Raw genomic sequence first — 13,638 nt, forward strand, 5'->3', positions numbered from 1 at the left:
GCGATGCCCCGCGCCACCCCGCTCACGCGCCCCGCCGCGCGCCGCCTGCGGCCGCTGCTCCTCGCGCTCGAGGACACCCTCGATCGCGCGGCCCGCATCGCCGCCGATCCCCTCGAGTTCCCCCGGCGCTACGCCGACCCGGCCGACGCCGAGGTGGCGGGGCTCGTCGCCTCGGCGCTCGCCTACGGCCGCGCCGACCTGTTCCGGCCGCAGGTCGCCTACCTGCTCGGCGAGATGGGGCCGCGGCCGGCCGACTTCGCGGAGCGGTTCGCGCGGGCGCCGTCGGCGGACCGCTTCCCGGCCTTCAGGTACCGCTTCAACCGCCCGCCGGACGCGGCCGCGCTGGTCGCGGCGGCGGGCGCGCTGCGGCTCGCCCACGGCTCGCTCGGCGCCCGCTTCGGCGCCCTCTACCGCGCCGCCGCCGGGGGCGGGGCCGCGTCGCCGGTGCGCGCGGCGCTCGCCGCCTTCGCCGCGGAGCTGCGGGCGGCGCCCCCGGCCGTGGCGCTCCTCGAGGCCCGCGGACCGCGCGGCCTCGCCCACCTCCTCCCCGACGCCGCGAAGGCCGGCGCCTGCAAGCGCTGGAACCTCTACCTGCGCTGGATGGTGCGCGGTCCCGACGGCGTGGACCTGGGCCACTGGCGCGCCGAGGTGCCGGCGGCCGCCCTGGTGGTCCCGCTCGACACCCACCTCGCGCGGATGGCGCGCCAGCTCGGGCTCACGCGCCGGCGCGACCTCTCCTGGCGCACCGCCGAGGAGGTCACGGCGGGGCTGCGGCTCCTCGACCCCGAGGACCCGGTCCGCCACGACTTCGCCCTCTGTCACCTCGGGATGAGCGGCGCCTGCCCGGCGCGGCGCGGGCCGGAGCACTGCGCCGCCTGCGCGCTCACGAGCGCCTGCCGGGAGCGCGCGCGTCCCGGCAGCGCCAGAGCTCGAACCGCGTCACCTGCGCCTCGCCGCGGAGCACGGTGAGCGGCGGCAGGGGCTCGAGCCGGGCGCAGGCGGCCTCGAGCCCCGGGCAGCGCCTCCCGTCGCGGGGATCGAGCACCACCACGCCGTCCTTGCCGCGGAGCCGGGCGGGATCGAACCAGGCCTGGTAGGCCAGCCCCGGCCCGCCGAGGGCCTCGAGCGAGAGCGTCTGCGGCCGGTCCGGCAGGTAGAAGGCCAGCTCCGAGGCCGGCTTGTAGCTGCAGCCGAGCACGAAGGGCTCGCCGCCCAGCCGGCGCCGCTCCGCGTCCACCCGGCTCGAGAGCTCGCCCCAGCCGCGGGTGGTGTCGCTGCGGGCGCTGAAGGGGAGCTCCGGCAGGAGCGGCGCGAGGTGGGCGTAGGCGGCGACCCCGGCGGCGACCGCCACCGCGGCGAGGGCGGGCCTCCGCCAGCGCGCCCAGTCCTGGAGCGCCAGGGCCGCGCCGGCGAGGAGGGCGGTGGGCCAGACCGGCGCGCCCCAGTTGCCCTTCACCCACATGAACGGGGAGACGGCGACCAGGATCCCGAGGAGCGGCAGCGACCAGAGCGCGGCGGCGCGGAGCGACGGGTCGCGCCAGCGGCGGGCCGCCGTGACCCCGGCGGCGAGGAGCAGCCCGAAGAGGAGCGGCGACACCAGCGCCGCCTGCAGCCCGAGGAACCCGGCGAAGCGGTCGGGCCGGAAGGTGACCATCCCGGCGGCGCGGTCGGCGAGCTGGAACCGGAAGCTCTGCCAGCCGTGCGCGGCGTTCCAGGCCACCACCGGCGAGAAGACCGCGAGGGCGAGGAGCGCGCCGAGCCAGGGCCAGGGGCCGCGCAGGAGCCTGCGGCCGCGCGCGTCGAGGAGGAGCAGCGCCAGGAGCTGCGGCAGGAGGAGCAGCCCGGTGTACTTGCCGAGCGCGGCGGCGCCGGCGGCGAGCCCGGCCGCGAGGAGCCACGCCCCCGAGCCGTCGAGGGCCCGCAGCCCGAAGTAGAGCGCCCCCATCCACCCGGCGAGGAGCGGGCCGTCCGGGGTGATGACCACCTGGCCGAGCGAGAGGAGGGGCGTGGCGAGCGCGGCCGCCAGCGCCGCGAGCGCGGCCCGGGGGCCGAAGAGCCGCCGGCCGGCCAGGAAGAAGAAGGCGCAGAAGAGGACCGAGTGGACCGCCGCCGCGAGCCGCACCCCGCGCTCGGTGGCGCCGGCGAGCCGGGTGGCCAGGGCGATGGTCCAGGCGGCGAGGGGCGGGTGGTCGAAGTAGGAGAGCGCCGGGTGGCGGGCGTACTGCCAGTAATACGCCTCCTGGGGCGAGAGCGGCAGGAGCCCGGCGTAGAGGAGGTGGAGCGCGGTGGCGGCGAGGACCAGCGCGAGCGCCTGGCGGGATTCCTTCGTCACATGCGCCGGGCGATCTGGTGGAGCTCGAGCACCACCTCGCCCGCCTTGAAGACGCGGACGGTGCCGCTGGTCTGCGAGACCGTGATGGCGATGGCCCGGGTCTCGAGCGTCATCGCGGCGGCCGAGGTGTGGCGGGCGCCGAGCCCCATCTGCACCCGGACCTCCTTGGAGGCGGTCTGCAGGTAGCGGCCCGCGGCGAGCACCACCCCGTCCTCGCGGATCACGAAGGCGCCGTCGAGCACGGCGAAGGTCTTGATGGCGTCCTGGATGGCCGGGTCGAGCGCGTTCCGCTCCCCCTCGCTGATGCCCTGGAAGGGGTTGAGGTTGAGCTGCCGGCTCTTCTCCATCACCGCGGTCGAGTCGCCGACCACGAGGATGGTGCCGGTGGGGTGCCCCTCGTAGCCCTGGGCGCCGATCTCCATCGCCACGTGCACCAGCGCGTCCACCACCTGGGAGCTGAACTCCGGCGGGAGCCCCAGCGAGTCGGCGCTGGCGCGGGTGGCGCGCTCCGAGCCGATCTCGAGGCGCACCAGGGTGTCCATCACCTTGCCGACCCCGGTCAGGGCGAGCACCACGTCGCCGCGCTTGGCGAGGCCGGCGCTGCGGGCCGAGACGAGCGCGACCTGGATCCGCTCCACCCGGTCGTAGTCGTACGGCGGGATGACCACCGAGGCCTGGTCCTCGGCGGCGAGGTGGCGCCGCAGCGCCTCGCTGGTGACCGCGTAGACGAGCTTGCGCCGGACGGGGCGCCGCTTCAGCTCGTTGGGCGGGAGGGGCCGGTCGGAGATGACCAGCAGCTTGTCGACCTCGGGCCCGGCCGTGAGCTGCAGCGCCGCCCGGACGAACGCGCGGTCCAACCTCGACTCGGCCATGGGCGCGAGAATGGGGCAGGAGTAGACTGTTGTCCACTCGCCGCTGGCGAGGAGCCGGGGGGTCGGACCGCACCTTGACAGGGCCCTTTCGCCTGGCCTAGGGTGCCGGTTCCTTTTTTTCGGACCACCGGTTTTTCGATTGCGAGGGTAGCCGCTTGAACAAGAAGGATCTGAAGCGGTTCAAGACCATGCTCGAGGAGTCGAAGCGCCAGCTCCTCGTCTCGGCCAAGAAGACCCTGACGGAGGAGGCGAGCTTCGACACCGACGATCTGCCGGACGAGATCGACCTCGCCTCGAGCGAGTACACGCAGTCGATGATCTTCCGGCTCCGCGACCGGGAGAAGTTCCTCCTCGCCAAGATCGACAAGGCGCTGGCTCGCATCGAGAACGGCACCTTCGGCGTCTGCGAGAAGTGCGAGGAGGAGATCTCGGCGAAGCGGCTGGAGGCCCGCCCGGTCACCACCCTCTGCATCCGCTGCAAGGAAGAGCAGGAGCAGAAGGAGAAGTCCTTCGGGTAGCCCCCCGGCGGGGATGAGCGCCCTGCTTGTGGCCTGTCGCCACCCCCCGCTAGACTCGCGCGCATGAGCGTCCGTCCTCGGCGCGCCGATCACCTCGACCTCTCTCCGGATTACCGCTCCTTCCACGACGCCGTCCGGGCGTTCGTGCCGGAGGAGCGCGTCTTCACCGATCCGCTGCGGGTCCTGGCCTACGGGACCGACGCCAGCTTCTACCGGCTCACGCCGAAGGTGGTGGTGAAGGCGCGCAGCCGCGACGAGGTGGCGCGCATCCTCGCCCTCGCCTCGGCGCGCGGGCTCCCGGTCACCTTCCGCGCCGCCGGCACCAGCCTCTCCGGGCAGGCGGTGAGCGACTCGATCCTGGTGGTGCTCGCGGGCGGCTTCCGCGGCCGCCGCGTGCTCGACGGCGGCGCCCGCGTGGCGCTCGAGCCGGGGGTCATCGGCGGCGAGGCGAACCAGCTCCTCGCGCCGCTGGGGCGCAAGCTCGGCCCCGACCCGGCCTCCATCCACTCCTGCATGGTGGGCGGGATCGCCGCCAACAACGCGAGCGGGATGTGCTGCGGCACGGCCCAGAACAGCTACCGCACGGTGGACTCGGCGGTGCTGCTCCTCGCCGACGGCACCGAGCTCGACACCGCCGACCCGGCCTCGCGCCGCGCCTTCGCCGAGGCCCACCCGGAGATCGTGCGCGGGCTCGCCGAGCTCCGCGACGCGATCCGCAAGGACCCGCAGCTGCTCGCCCTCATCCGGCGCAAGTACGCGGTGAAGAACACCACCGGGTACGGGCTCAACAGCTTCGTGGACTTCGACGACCCGTTCGACGTCCTGCTGCACCTCCTCATCGGCTCGGAGGGCACGCTCGCGTTCCTCGCCGAGATCACCTACCGCACGGTGGAGGAGCAGGCGCACCGGGCCTCGGCGCTGGTGCTCTTCCCGGACATCGGCTCGGCCTGCGAGGCCACCACCCTCCTGAAGCAGGACGGGCAGGTCTCGGCGGTGGAGCTGATGGACCGGGCCTCGATCCGGTCGGTGGAGGCGAAGGCCGGGATGCCGCCCGGCCTGGCCGGGCTCGGGCCGGGCGCGGCCGCGCTCCTCGTCGAGGTGCGGGGCGCCGACGCGGCGGAGCTGGCCGAGAAGGCGCGCCGCGCCACCACCCTGCTCGCCGGCGTGGCCCGGGTGGGCGAGGTGGCGTTCACCTCGGTGAAGGCCGAGTTCGAGCGGCTCTGGGACGTGCGCCGGGGCCTCTTCCCGGCCGTGGGCGCGGCCCGCCGGGTCGGGACCACCGTGGTCATCGAGGACGTGGTCTTCCCCATCGAGCGGCTCGCCGAGGGCACGCTCTCGCTGCAGGCGCTGATGCGGCGCCACGGCTACGACGAGGGGATCATCTTCGGCCACGCCCTCGACGGGAACCTCCACTTCGTCTTCACCCAGGACTTCGCCACCGCGGCCGAGGTGGAGCGCTACCGCGCCTTCATGGACGAGGTCTGCCGGATGGTGGCCCTCGACTTCGGCGGCTCGCTCAAGGGCGAGCACGGCACCGGCCGCAACATCGCCCCCTTCGTGGAGCTGGAGTGGGGCGCCCGCGCCTACGGGATCATGAAGGCGGTGAAGGCGCTCTTCGACCCCCGCGGCCTCCTCAACCCGGGCGTCATCCTCAACGCCGACCCGCAGGCGCACCTGCGCAGCCTGAAGCCGCTGCCGAAGGCGCACGACGTCGTGGACCGCTGCATCGAGTGCGGCTTCTGCGAGGTGAAGTGCCCGTCGCGGGAGCTCACCACCACGCCCCGCCAGCGCATCGCGGTGCTCCGCGAGATCTCCCGGCTCGAGGCCACCGGCGACGACGAGGCCCGCCGCCTCCGGCTCCTCGAGGACTACCGCTACGACGCCGACGAGACCTGCGCCACCGACGGCCTCTGCGCCACCGCCTGCCCGGTCTCGATCGACACCGGCGAGATGATCAAGTCGCTCCGGGCGGCCCGCCACGCGGCGGGGGGCGGCGCGGCCGCGGTGCTGGCCCACCACCTCGCCGGCGCCACCGCCGCCGGGCGCGCCACGCTCTCCCTCGCCGCCGCGGGCCAGGTGGTGCTCGGCGACCGGCTCATGGGCGGCGTGACCCGGGCGCTCCGCTCCGCCTCCGGCGGCCGCCTGCCGCAGTGGAACCCGGCCCTGCCCGGCCGGTCGAGCCGCGTCCGGCGCGCCGCGCCCCGCGCCGCGGACCGGCAGGTGGTCTACTTCCCCTCCTGCGTGGTCCGCACCATGGGGCCGGCCCGGGCCGACCCGGACCAGCGCTCGCTGCACGAGGCGACGCGCTCGCTCCTCGAGAAGGCCGGCTACGAGGCGGTCTACCCGAAGGGGCTCGACGCGCTCTGCTGCGGCATGGCCTTCGACAGCAAGGGCTACCCCGCGCTCGGCGCCGAGAAGCTCTCCGAGCTCGGACGCGCCCTCGAGGAGGCGAGCCGGGGAGGGGAGCTGCCGGTGCTCTGCGACACGAGCCCCTGCCTCCACCGGATGAGGAAGGGGCTCGCCGGGCTCACGCTGCTCGAGCCGGTGGAGCTCATCCACGACCACCTCCTGCCGCGGCTCGAGCTCACGCGCAGCCGGGAGAAGGTGGCGGTCCACGTCACCTGCAGCGCCCAGAAGATGGGGCTCGCCGAGAAGCTGGTGGCGGTGGCGCGGGCCTGCGCCGCCGAGGTGGTGGTGCCGCCGGGCGTCGGCTGCTGCGCCTTCGCCGGCGACCGCGGGCTCAGCCACCCCGAGCTCAACGCCTCCGCGCTGGCCCAGCTCCGCCCCGGGCTGCCGCCCGACGTCCGCGCCGGCTACTCCAACAGCCGCACCTGCGAGATCGGCCTCACGCTGCACGCCGGCATCCCCTACCAGTCCATCGTGTACCTGGTCGATCGCTGCGCGCGCCCCCGGGCCGCGCGCTGACGGGAGCGCGCCATGCCCGAGGTGGGCCTCTTCATCCCGTGCTACGTGGACCAGAGCTACCCGCAGGTGGGGCTCGCGGCGGTGCGGCTGCTCCAGCGCCACGGCGTGAAGCTCCACTACCCCCGCGACCAGACCTGCTGCGGCCAGCCGATGGCCAACTCGGGCTGCGACGAGGAGACGCGGCCCCTGGCGGAGCGCTTCCTGCGCATCTTCGGCCGGTACGAGCACGTGGTGGCGCCGTCGGGGAGCTGCGTCTCGATGGTGCGCAACCACTACGCCCGGTTCCTCGAGGGGAAGCCCGGCTTCGACCACCTGCGCCGCAACACCTTCGAGCTCTGCGAGTACCTCGTGGACGTGCTCGGGGTGGAGCGGGCCGGCGGCCGCTTCCCGCACCGGGTGGGGCTGCACCAGAGCTGCCACGGGCTGCGGGAGCTCCGGCTGGCCCAGGGCAGCGAGCGGGTGGTGGCGCCGTTCGACAAGGTCCGCCAGCTCCTCGCCTCGCTCGACGGGATCACCCTCGTGGACCTCACGCGGCAGGACGAGTGCTGCGGCTTCGGCGGCACCTTCGCCGTGAACGAGGAGGCCGTCTCCTGCATGATGGGGCGCGACCGGATCGCCGATCACGAGCGGGCCGGGGCCGAGGTGATCACCGGCACCGACGCGAGCTGCCTCATGCACCTCGAGGGGCTCATCCGGCGCGACCGGCGGCCGGTCAAGGTGATGCACGTGGCGGAGCTCCTCGCCGGGGCGGAGGGCTAGCGCCATGGCACAGGCCGGACACCCCGAGGCCGCCGCCCGCTTCGCCGCCGACGACGCCCGCGCCCACTGGCACGACCAGGCCCTCTGGTTCGTGCGGCTGAAGCGCGATCGCCAGGCCCGCGCGCTGCCGGAGTGGGAGGCGCTGCGCGCCTGCGCCGAGAAGATCAAGGCCCACACCGCCTCCCGGCTCGCCGACTACCTCGAGGAGTTCGAGCGGAACGCCACCGCCGCCGGCGCGGTGGTCCACTGGGCGCGCGACGCCGAGGAGCACAACCGGATCGTGCACGGCATCCTCGCCGCGCGCGGGGTCACCCGGCTCGTGAAGAGCAAGTCGATGCTCACCGAGGAGTGCGAGCTCAACCCGTACCTCGAGGCGCGCGGGATCGAGGTGGTGGACACCGACCTGGGCGAGCGGATCGTGCAGCTCGCCCACGAGCGGCCCTCGCACATCGTGCTGCCGGCCATCCACAAGAAGAAGGAGGAGATCGGCGTCCTCTTCCACGAGCAGCTCGGCACCGCGGCCGGGGCGAGCGACCCGGCCTACCTCACCGAGGCCGCCCGCGGCCACCTGCGCGAGAAGTTCCTCGCGGCGCAGGCCGGGCTCACCGGCGTGAACTTCGCGGTGGCGGAGACGGGCGGGGTGGTGGTCTGCACCAACGAGGGGAACGCCGACATGGGCACCTCGCTCCCGCCCATCCACATCGCCTGCATGGGCGTGGAGAAGCTCGTCCCGAGGCTCGCCGACCTCGGCGTCTTCACGCGGCTCCTGGCGCGCTCGGCCACCGGCCAGCCGGTGACCACCTACACGAGCCACTTCCACGGGCCGATGGCGGGCGGCGAGCTGCACGTGGTCGTCGTGGACAACGGGCGCAGCGCGCTCCTCGCCGCGCCGCCCCATCGCCGCGCGCTCTCCTGCATCCGCTGCGGCGCCTGCATGAACACCTGCCCGGTGTTCCGGCGCAGCGGCGGCTACAGCTACGGGGCGGTCATCCCGGGCCCCATCGGCTCGATCCTCTCGCCGGCGCGGGACCCGGCCCGCCACGCCACGCTCCCGTTCGCCTCGAGCCTGTGCGGCTCCTGCTCCGACGTCTGCCCGGTGCGGATCGACCTCCATCACCAGCTCCTCGCCTGGCGCGGCGAGCTGGTGGCGCAGGGGCGGCTCCCGGCCGGCAAGCGGCTCGCCATGAAGCTCGCGAGCTTCGTCTTCCGCCACCCGGCGCTCTACCGGCTCGGCGGGCGGGTGGGGCGGTTCCTCCTGCGCCACCTGCCGCGGGCGCTCCTCTACGGCCGCTGGAACGCCTGGGGCCGCCAGCGCGAGCTGCCGCCCGCCCCGAAGAAGAGCTTCCGCGAGCTCTACGGGAGGGACGATGGATAGCAGGCGCGCCATCCTCGAGGCCCTGCGGCGCGCCGGCGCGCCGGCCGTGCCCGCCCCGCCGCACCCGGCGCCCATCCGCTACGCCGACCCGGAGCGGCAGTTCGCCGAGGCGCTCGTCGCGGTGGGCGGCCGCTTCTTCCGGGCCCCCGACGCGGCCGGGCTCTCCGCCCAGCTCGCCGGCCTGGAGCCCTTCGCGAGCGCGCGGCGGATGGTCTCGCTCGTGCCGGGGGTGGGTCGCTCCGACCTCGACCTCTCGCAGGCGGCCGACCCCCACGCGCTCGAGGGGCTCGACTACGCCGTCCTGCCCGGCGAGCTCGGGGTGGCCGAGAACGGCGCGGTCTGGGTGGCCGGCGACAGGCTGCCGCTGCGCGGCCTCTTCGTCGTCCCCCAGCACCTCGCGATCGTGGTCCCGGCCGGCGCCCTCGTGCACACCATGCAGGACGCCTACGCGCGGATCTCCTTCTCCGGGAGGGGCTTCGGCGTGTTCGTGTCGGGCCCTTCCAAGACCGCCGACATCGAGCAGGCCCTCGTCATCGGCGCGCACGGCGCCCGGTCCTGCGCCGTCGGCATGGTCGGGTAGCCGCGCGGCGATATCGCGGCGGGCGGGCGCTGGCGCACCCTGTCGCGGTGCGTTACCACACTGGAAGCCCCTTGCCCGGGCAAACCCCCGGCGGATAGGCTCGTCCACTCTTGCTGCGCCTCAACGACATCCTCGACCGGGTGAGCGCGTATCACCCGGACCCCGACCTCGACCTCATCAAGAAGGCCTACGTCTACTCGGCGAAGGTCCATCAGGGGCAGCTGCGGAAATCGGGCGAGCCCTACCTCGTCCACCCGCTCGAGGTGGCCGGCATCCTCGCCGAGCTCCGGCTCGACGAGGCCTCCATCGTCACCGGGCTCCTCCACGACACCATCGAGGACACCCTCGCGACCAAGGAGGAGATCTCGGACATCTTCGGCGGGGAGATCGCCGAGCTGGTGGACGGGGTCACGAAGCTCTCCCAGTTCACCGCCGGCAACACCCAGGAGGAGAAGCAGGCCGAGAACTTCCGCAAGATGGTGGTGGCGATGGCGAAGGACATCCGCGTCCTCCTCGTCAAGCTCGCCGACCGCACGCACAACATGCGGACGCTCGACCACATGAAGCCGGAGAAGCAGGAGCGGATCGCGCAGGAGACGCTCGACATCTACGCCCCGCTCGCGAACCGGCTCGGCATGCAGCAGGTGAAGAGCGAGCTCGAGGACCTCTCCTTCAAGTACCTGAAGCCGACCGAGTACCAGGACCTGGCCCAGAAGCTCGCCGCCCGCGCCCGGGAGCGCGACAAGTTCATCGCCGAGGTGGTGGGGATCGTCCGGCAGAAGGTGGACGAGGCGGGGATCCCGGCCGAGGTCTACGGCCGCATCAAGCACATCCACTCCATCTACCGGAAGATGCGGCAGCAGGACGTGGACTTCGCGCAGATCCACGACGTCATCGCCTTCCGCGTGATCGTGGACTCGGTGGCCCAGTGCTACGAGACGCTGGGGATGATCCACGCCCTCTGGAAGCCGGTGCCGGGGCGGTTCAAGGACTACATCGCCATCCCCAAGCCGAACATGTACCAGTCGCTCCACACCACGGTGATCGGGCCGCAGGGGGAGCGCATCGAGATCCAGATCCGCACCCGCGAGATGCACCGCATCGCCGAGGAGGGCGTCGCGGCCCACTGGGCCTACAAGGAGGGCAAGGGCGCGGAGGGGATGAGCGGCAAGGACGCCCAGAAGTTCGGGTGGCTGAGGCAGCTCCTCGAGTGGCAGCGCGACCTCACCGATCCGACCGAGTTCCTCGAGACGGTGAAGGTGGACCTCTTCGCCGACGAGGTGTTCGTCTTCACTCCCAAGGGCGACGTGAAGAGCCTCCCGCGCGGCGCCACCCCGGTGGACTTCGCCTTCGGGATCCACTCGCAGGTCGGCGAGCACTGCGTCGGCGCCAAGGTGAACGGGAAGATCGTCCCGCTCCGCTACAAGCTCAAGAACGGCGACACGGTCGAGATCCTCACCTCGCCCAACTCCCACCCGTCGAAGGACTGGCTCACCTTCGTCAAGACCAGCCGCGCCCAGACCCGCATCCGCGGCTTCATCCGCCAGGCGGAGCACCAGCGCTCCCAGGAGATCGGCAAGGAGGTGGCGGAGCGCGAGCTGCGCCGCTTCGGCCTCACGCTCAACAAGCTCGCCAAGGGCGGCGAGCTCGACGCGGCCGCGAAGGCGCTCGGCTACCGCACCGGCGACGACCTCCTCGTGGCGCTCGGCTACGGCAAGGTGAGCTCGCAGCAGATCCTGGCCCAGCTCCTCCCACCCGAGAAGCTGGCCGCACCGCCGCCGGAGGAGACGCCGGCGAACCGGCTCACCGAGCTCTTCCGCAAGGTGGCGCGCCGGCCGCCCACCGGCGGGGTGCGCATCAGCGGCATCGACGACGTGCTCGTCCGCTACGGCAAGTGCTGCAACCCGGTGCCGGGCGACGCCATCATGGGCTTCATCACCCGCGGGCGCGGCGTGACGGTGCACACCGTCGGCTGCGACAAGGTCCTCACCATGGACCCGCTCCGCCGGGTGGACGTGGCCTGGGACGCCCGCGCCGCCGACGTGAAGCGGCCGGTGTCGCTCCGGGTCATCACCGGCGACAAGCCCGGCCTGCTCGCCAAGATCTCGCAGACCTTCAGCGACGCCGGCGTGAACATCGCGCAGGCCAACTGCCGCACCACCGGCGACCGGGCGGTGAACGAGTTCGAGGTGGGGATCGGCGACGTGAAGCAGCTCAACCAGGTGATGCGCAGCATCGAGCGGATCGACGGGGTCTACTCGGTGGAGCGCGTCTAGCCGGGGCCTTTCCGCCGCCCGCGCGGGCGCGTTCCCGCTGCGCCGGCCGCCGCCGCGCGCTATCCTCGCGCGACCATGAAAAAGACCATCGTCGCCTCGGCGTCCGCCCCCAAGGCCATCGGCCCCTACAGCCAGGCGGTGCTCGTGGAGCAGCCCGGCCGCGTGCTCCACGCCTCCGGCCAGATCCCGCTCGACCCGGCCACGGGCGAGCTCGTGCAGGGCGACATCGCCGTCCAGGCCGAGCGCGTGCTCGCGAACGTCGGGGCGGTGCTCGCCGCGGCCGGGATGGGCTTCGCGAACGTGGTGAAGACCACCGTGTTCATGGTGGACCTCGCCGACTTCGCGCGGATGAACGAGGTCTACGGGCGCCACTTCCCCGGCGAGTTCCCGGCCCGCTCCACGGTCCAGGTGGCCGCGCTCCCGAAGGGCGCCCGGCTCGAGATCGAGGTTACCGCCGTCGGGTAGGTCCCCACTTCCCCCCGCGTCCCGACCCCTCCCTATCCCTCCCCCGCTCCGCGGGAGAGGGGAAGGCAGGGCACGCTCAGGAGAGCCGTGGGGGAGACTCCCTTCCCGCCGGGCGGGGAGGGTCGGGGAGGGGCGGCCAGGCGAACCTCGCGGCGGTCGCGCGCCTACGGCTCCTCGTAGGTGAAGTCCTTGCCCTCGTAGTTCCGCAGGACCCACCGCTTCCCGTCGTGGGAGACCACGTAGTCGGGGTTCATCGGGATCTTCCCGCCGCCGTTCGGCGCGTCCACCACGAAGTACGGGACCGCCAGGCCCGAGGTGTGCCCGCGCAGCGCCCGCAGGATGTCGAGCCCGGCCTGCACCGGCGTGCGGAAGTGGCTGATGCCGCGCGCGAGGTCGCACTGGTAGATGTAGTAGGGGCGGATCCGCATGAGGAGGAGCTTGTGGTTGAGCTCCTTCACGGTGGCGGGCGCGTCGTTCACGCCCTTGAGCAGCACCATCTGGTTCCCGAGGACGCAGCCGGCGTCGGCGAGCCGGCGCGCCGCCTCGAAGGCCTCGGCGGTGCACTCCTTGGGGTGGTTGAAGTGCGTGTTCACGTAGACCGGGTGGTGGTGCCGCAGCACGTAGCAGAGGTCGTCGGTGACGCGCTGGGGCAGGGTGACGAGGTTGCGCGTGCCGAGCCGGAAGATCTCGACGTGCGGGATGGCCCGCAGCCGGCCGAGGATGTAGTCGAGCCGCTCGTCCGAGAGGGAGAGCGGGTCGCCGCCCGAGATGACGACGTCCCGGATCTCGGGGTGCGCCGCGATGTAGGCGAAGGCGGCCTCGTGCTGCGCCTTGGCCGCGGCGCTCGTCGGGTCGGCCACCTTGCGCTTGCGCGTGCAGTGGCGGCAGTACACCGGGCAGTTGTGCGTCGTGTAGAAGAGCACGCGGTCCGGGTAGCGGTGCGTGAGCCCCCGCACCGGCATGTCGCGCTCCTCGGCGAGCGGGTCGGCGAGGTCGGAGGGGTCGAGGTGCAGCTCCCCCTCGGCCGGCACCGCCTGGGCGCGGACCGGGCAGGCCGGATCCTCGGGATCCATCAGCGCCGCGTAGTACGGCGTGATGCCCATGTGGAACTCGTGCTCGGTGCCGACGCAGGCGCGCCGCTCGCCGTCGGTCACCCGGATCACCCGCTCGAGCTGATCGAGCCGGGTGACGCGCTCGCGCTGCTGCCAGTGCCAGTCGTTCCAGAGCGTCTCGGGGACGCCGGACCAGATCGAGCGCGGGCCCGGAGGGAAGCGGCTCGTGACCGAGCGCGGCGGCCGGAGGCTGGCGGCCGGCACGGGCGGGACCGGCGAGATCTCGCCCGCCGAGTTGGAGGCTTCCCGCGCCGGGAGCGGCGCGTCCGTCACGACCGGAAGGCTGGCCATCACCGTCCCCACCACGAGCGAGGCAATCCTTCCGTTGACATATAGACGGGGCACCCGGCGGTCAAGGGAGCGCTCCACCCCGGCCGGCCGGGCGGCCGGCTCCGTTGACTTCACCGACCCCGGCAAGTAGCTT

11 protein-coding genes are annotated in these 13,638 nt (G+C 73.4%); 8 read left to right on the forward strand and 3 right to left on the reverse strand.

Annotation, left to right across the window (positions count from 1 at the left end):
* Positions 1–3: 3 nt before the first annotated feature.
* Complete coding sequence (locus AMPC_RS00815; RefSeq protein WP_248343627.1) at positions 4–969, forward strand: TIGR02757 family protein; 966 nt, start codon at positions 4–6, stop codon at positions 967–969.
* Here AMPC_RS00815 and AMPC_RS00820 read toward each other — a convergent pair.
* Together AMPC_RS00820 and AMPC_RS00825 are read right to left on the reverse strand one after the other, a co-directional pair.
* Entirely contained in the window at positions 884–2,332 is a 1,449-nt protein-coding gene (locus AMPC_RS00820; RefSeq protein WP_248343628.1) for a glycosyltransferase family 39 protein, read from the reverse strand. The genes AMPC_RS00815 and AMPC_RS00820 overlap by 86 nt on opposite strands.
* Positions 2,329–3,204 carry a DNA integrity scanning protein DisA nucleotide-binding domain protein gene (locus AMPC_RS00825; protein WP_248343630.1) on the reverse strand — a complete coding sequence of 292 codons (876 nt, stop codon included), beginning with the start codon at positions 3,202–3,204 and terminating at the stop codon, positions 2,329–2,331. The genes AMPC_RS00820 and AMPC_RS00825 overlap by 4 nt, the downstream gene beginning before the upstream one ends.
* A 155-nt stretch (positions 3,205–3,359) precedes the next feature.
* Here AMPC_RS00825 and AMPC_RS00830 point away from each other — a divergent pair, with 155 nt between their 5' ends.
* The 7 genes from AMPC_RS00830 to AMPC_RS00860 all read left to right on the forward strand — a co-directional run bounded on the left by AMPC_RS00830 (position 3,360) and on the right by AMPC_RS00860 (position 12,102).
* A complete protein-coding gene (locus tag AMPC_RS00830; protein WP_248343631.1) occupies positions 3,360–3,722 on the forward strand; it encodes a TraR/DksA family transcriptional regulator in 363 nt (120 codons plus the stop codon).
* Between the two features lie 63 nt (positions 3,723–3,785).
* Positions 3,786–6,647: an FAD-binding and (Fe-S)-binding domain-containing protein gene (locus AMPC_RS00835; RefSeq protein ID WP_248343633.1), complete on the forward strand. Its 2,862-nt coding sequence runs from the start codon at positions 3,786–3,788 to the stop codon at positions 6,645–6,647.
* Positions 6,648–6,659: 12 nt separating this feature from the next.
* The gene (locus AMPC_RS00840; RefSeq protein WP_248343634.1) at positions 6,660–7,406 is read left to right on the forward strand and encodes a (Fe-S)-binding protein; all 747 of its coding nucleotides are present in this window, start codon (positions 6,660–6,662) and stop codon (positions 7,404–7,406) included.
* A 4-nt stretch (positions 7,407–7,410) separates the two neighbouring features.
* Entirely contained in the window at positions 7,411–8,781 is a 1,371-nt protein-coding gene (locus tag AMPC_RS00845) for a lactate utilization protein B (RefSeq protein ID WP_248343635.1), read from the forward strand.
* Entirely contained in the window at positions 8,774–9,361 is a 588-nt protein-coding gene (locus AMPC_RS00850; RefSeq protein WP_248343639.1) for a LutC/YkgG family protein, read from the forward strand. Before AMPC_RS00845 ends, AMPC_RS00850 begins: the two co-directional genes overlap by 8 nt.
* A gap of 110 nt (positions 9,362–9,471) precedes the next feature.
* A complete protein-coding gene (locus tag AMPC_RS00855; protein ID WP_248343640.1) occupies positions 9,472–11,637 on the forward strand; it encodes a RelA/SpoT family protein in 2,166 nt (721 codons plus the stop codon).
* Between the two features lie 75 nt (positions 11,638–11,712).
* The gene (locus tag AMPC_RS00860) at positions 11,713–12,102 is read left to right on the forward strand and encodes a RidA family protein (RefSeq protein WP_248343642.1); all 390 of its coding nucleotides are present in this window, start codon (positions 11,713–11,715) and stop codon (positions 12,100–12,102) included.
* Positions 12,103–12,266: 164 nt separating this feature from the next.
* On the opposite strand, the gene AMPC_RS00865 is transcribed toward AMPC_RS00860, so the two are convergent.
* Positions 12,267–13,505, reverse strand: a complete 1,239-nt coding sequence (locus AMPC_RS00865) for a KamA family radical SAM protein (RefSeq protein ID WP_248343645.1) — start codon at positions 13,503–13,505, stop codon at positions 12,267–12,269.
* Positions 13,506–13,638: the final 133 nt, after the last annotated feature.

The organism is Anaeromyxobacter paludicola (genome assembly GCF_023169965.1).
Classification (GTDB): domain Bacteria; phylum Myxococcota; class Myxococcia; order Myxococcales; family Anaeromyxobacteraceae; genus Anaeromyxobacter_B; species Anaeromyxobacter_B paludicola.

What these genes read in the sequence shown, in the direction of transcription:
- AMPC_RS00860 (WP_248343642.1), top strand. Translation starts at nt 11,713, where the DNA reads ATGAAAAAGACCATCGTCGCCTCGGCGTCCGCCCCCAAGGCCATCGGC.
- AMPC_RS00835 (WP_248343633.1), top strand. Translation starts at nt 3,786, where the DNA reads ATGAGCGTCCGTCCTCGGCGCGCCGATCACCTCGACCTCTCTCCGGAT.
- AMPC_RS00865 (WP_248343645.1), bottom strand. Translation starts at nt 13,505, where the DNA reads ATGGCCAGCCTTCCGGTCGTGACGGACGCGCCGCTCCCGGCGCGGGAA.
- AMPC_RS00850 (WP_248343639.1), top strand. Translation starts at nt 8,774, where the DNA reads ATGGATAGCAGGCGCGCCATCCTCGAGGCCCTGCGGCGCGCCGGCGCG.
- AMPC_RS00845 (WP_248343635.1), top strand. Translation starts at nt 7,411, where the DNA reads ATGGCACAGGCCGGACACCCCGAGGCCGCCGCCCGCTTCGCCGCCGAC.
- AMPC_RS00825 (WP_248343630.1), bottom strand. Translation starts at nt 3,204, where the DNA reads ATGGCCGAGTCGAGGTTGGACCGCGCGTTCGTCCGGGCGGCGCTGCAG.
- AMPC_RS00815 (WP_248343627.1), top strand. Translation starts at nt 4, where the DNA reads ATGCCCCGCGCCACCCCGCTCACGCGCCCCGCCGCGCGCCGCCTGCGG.
- AMPC_RS00840 (WP_248343634.1), top strand. Translation starts at nt 6,660, where the DNA reads ATGCCCGAGGTGGGCCTCTTCATCCCGTGCTACGTGGACCAGAGCTAC.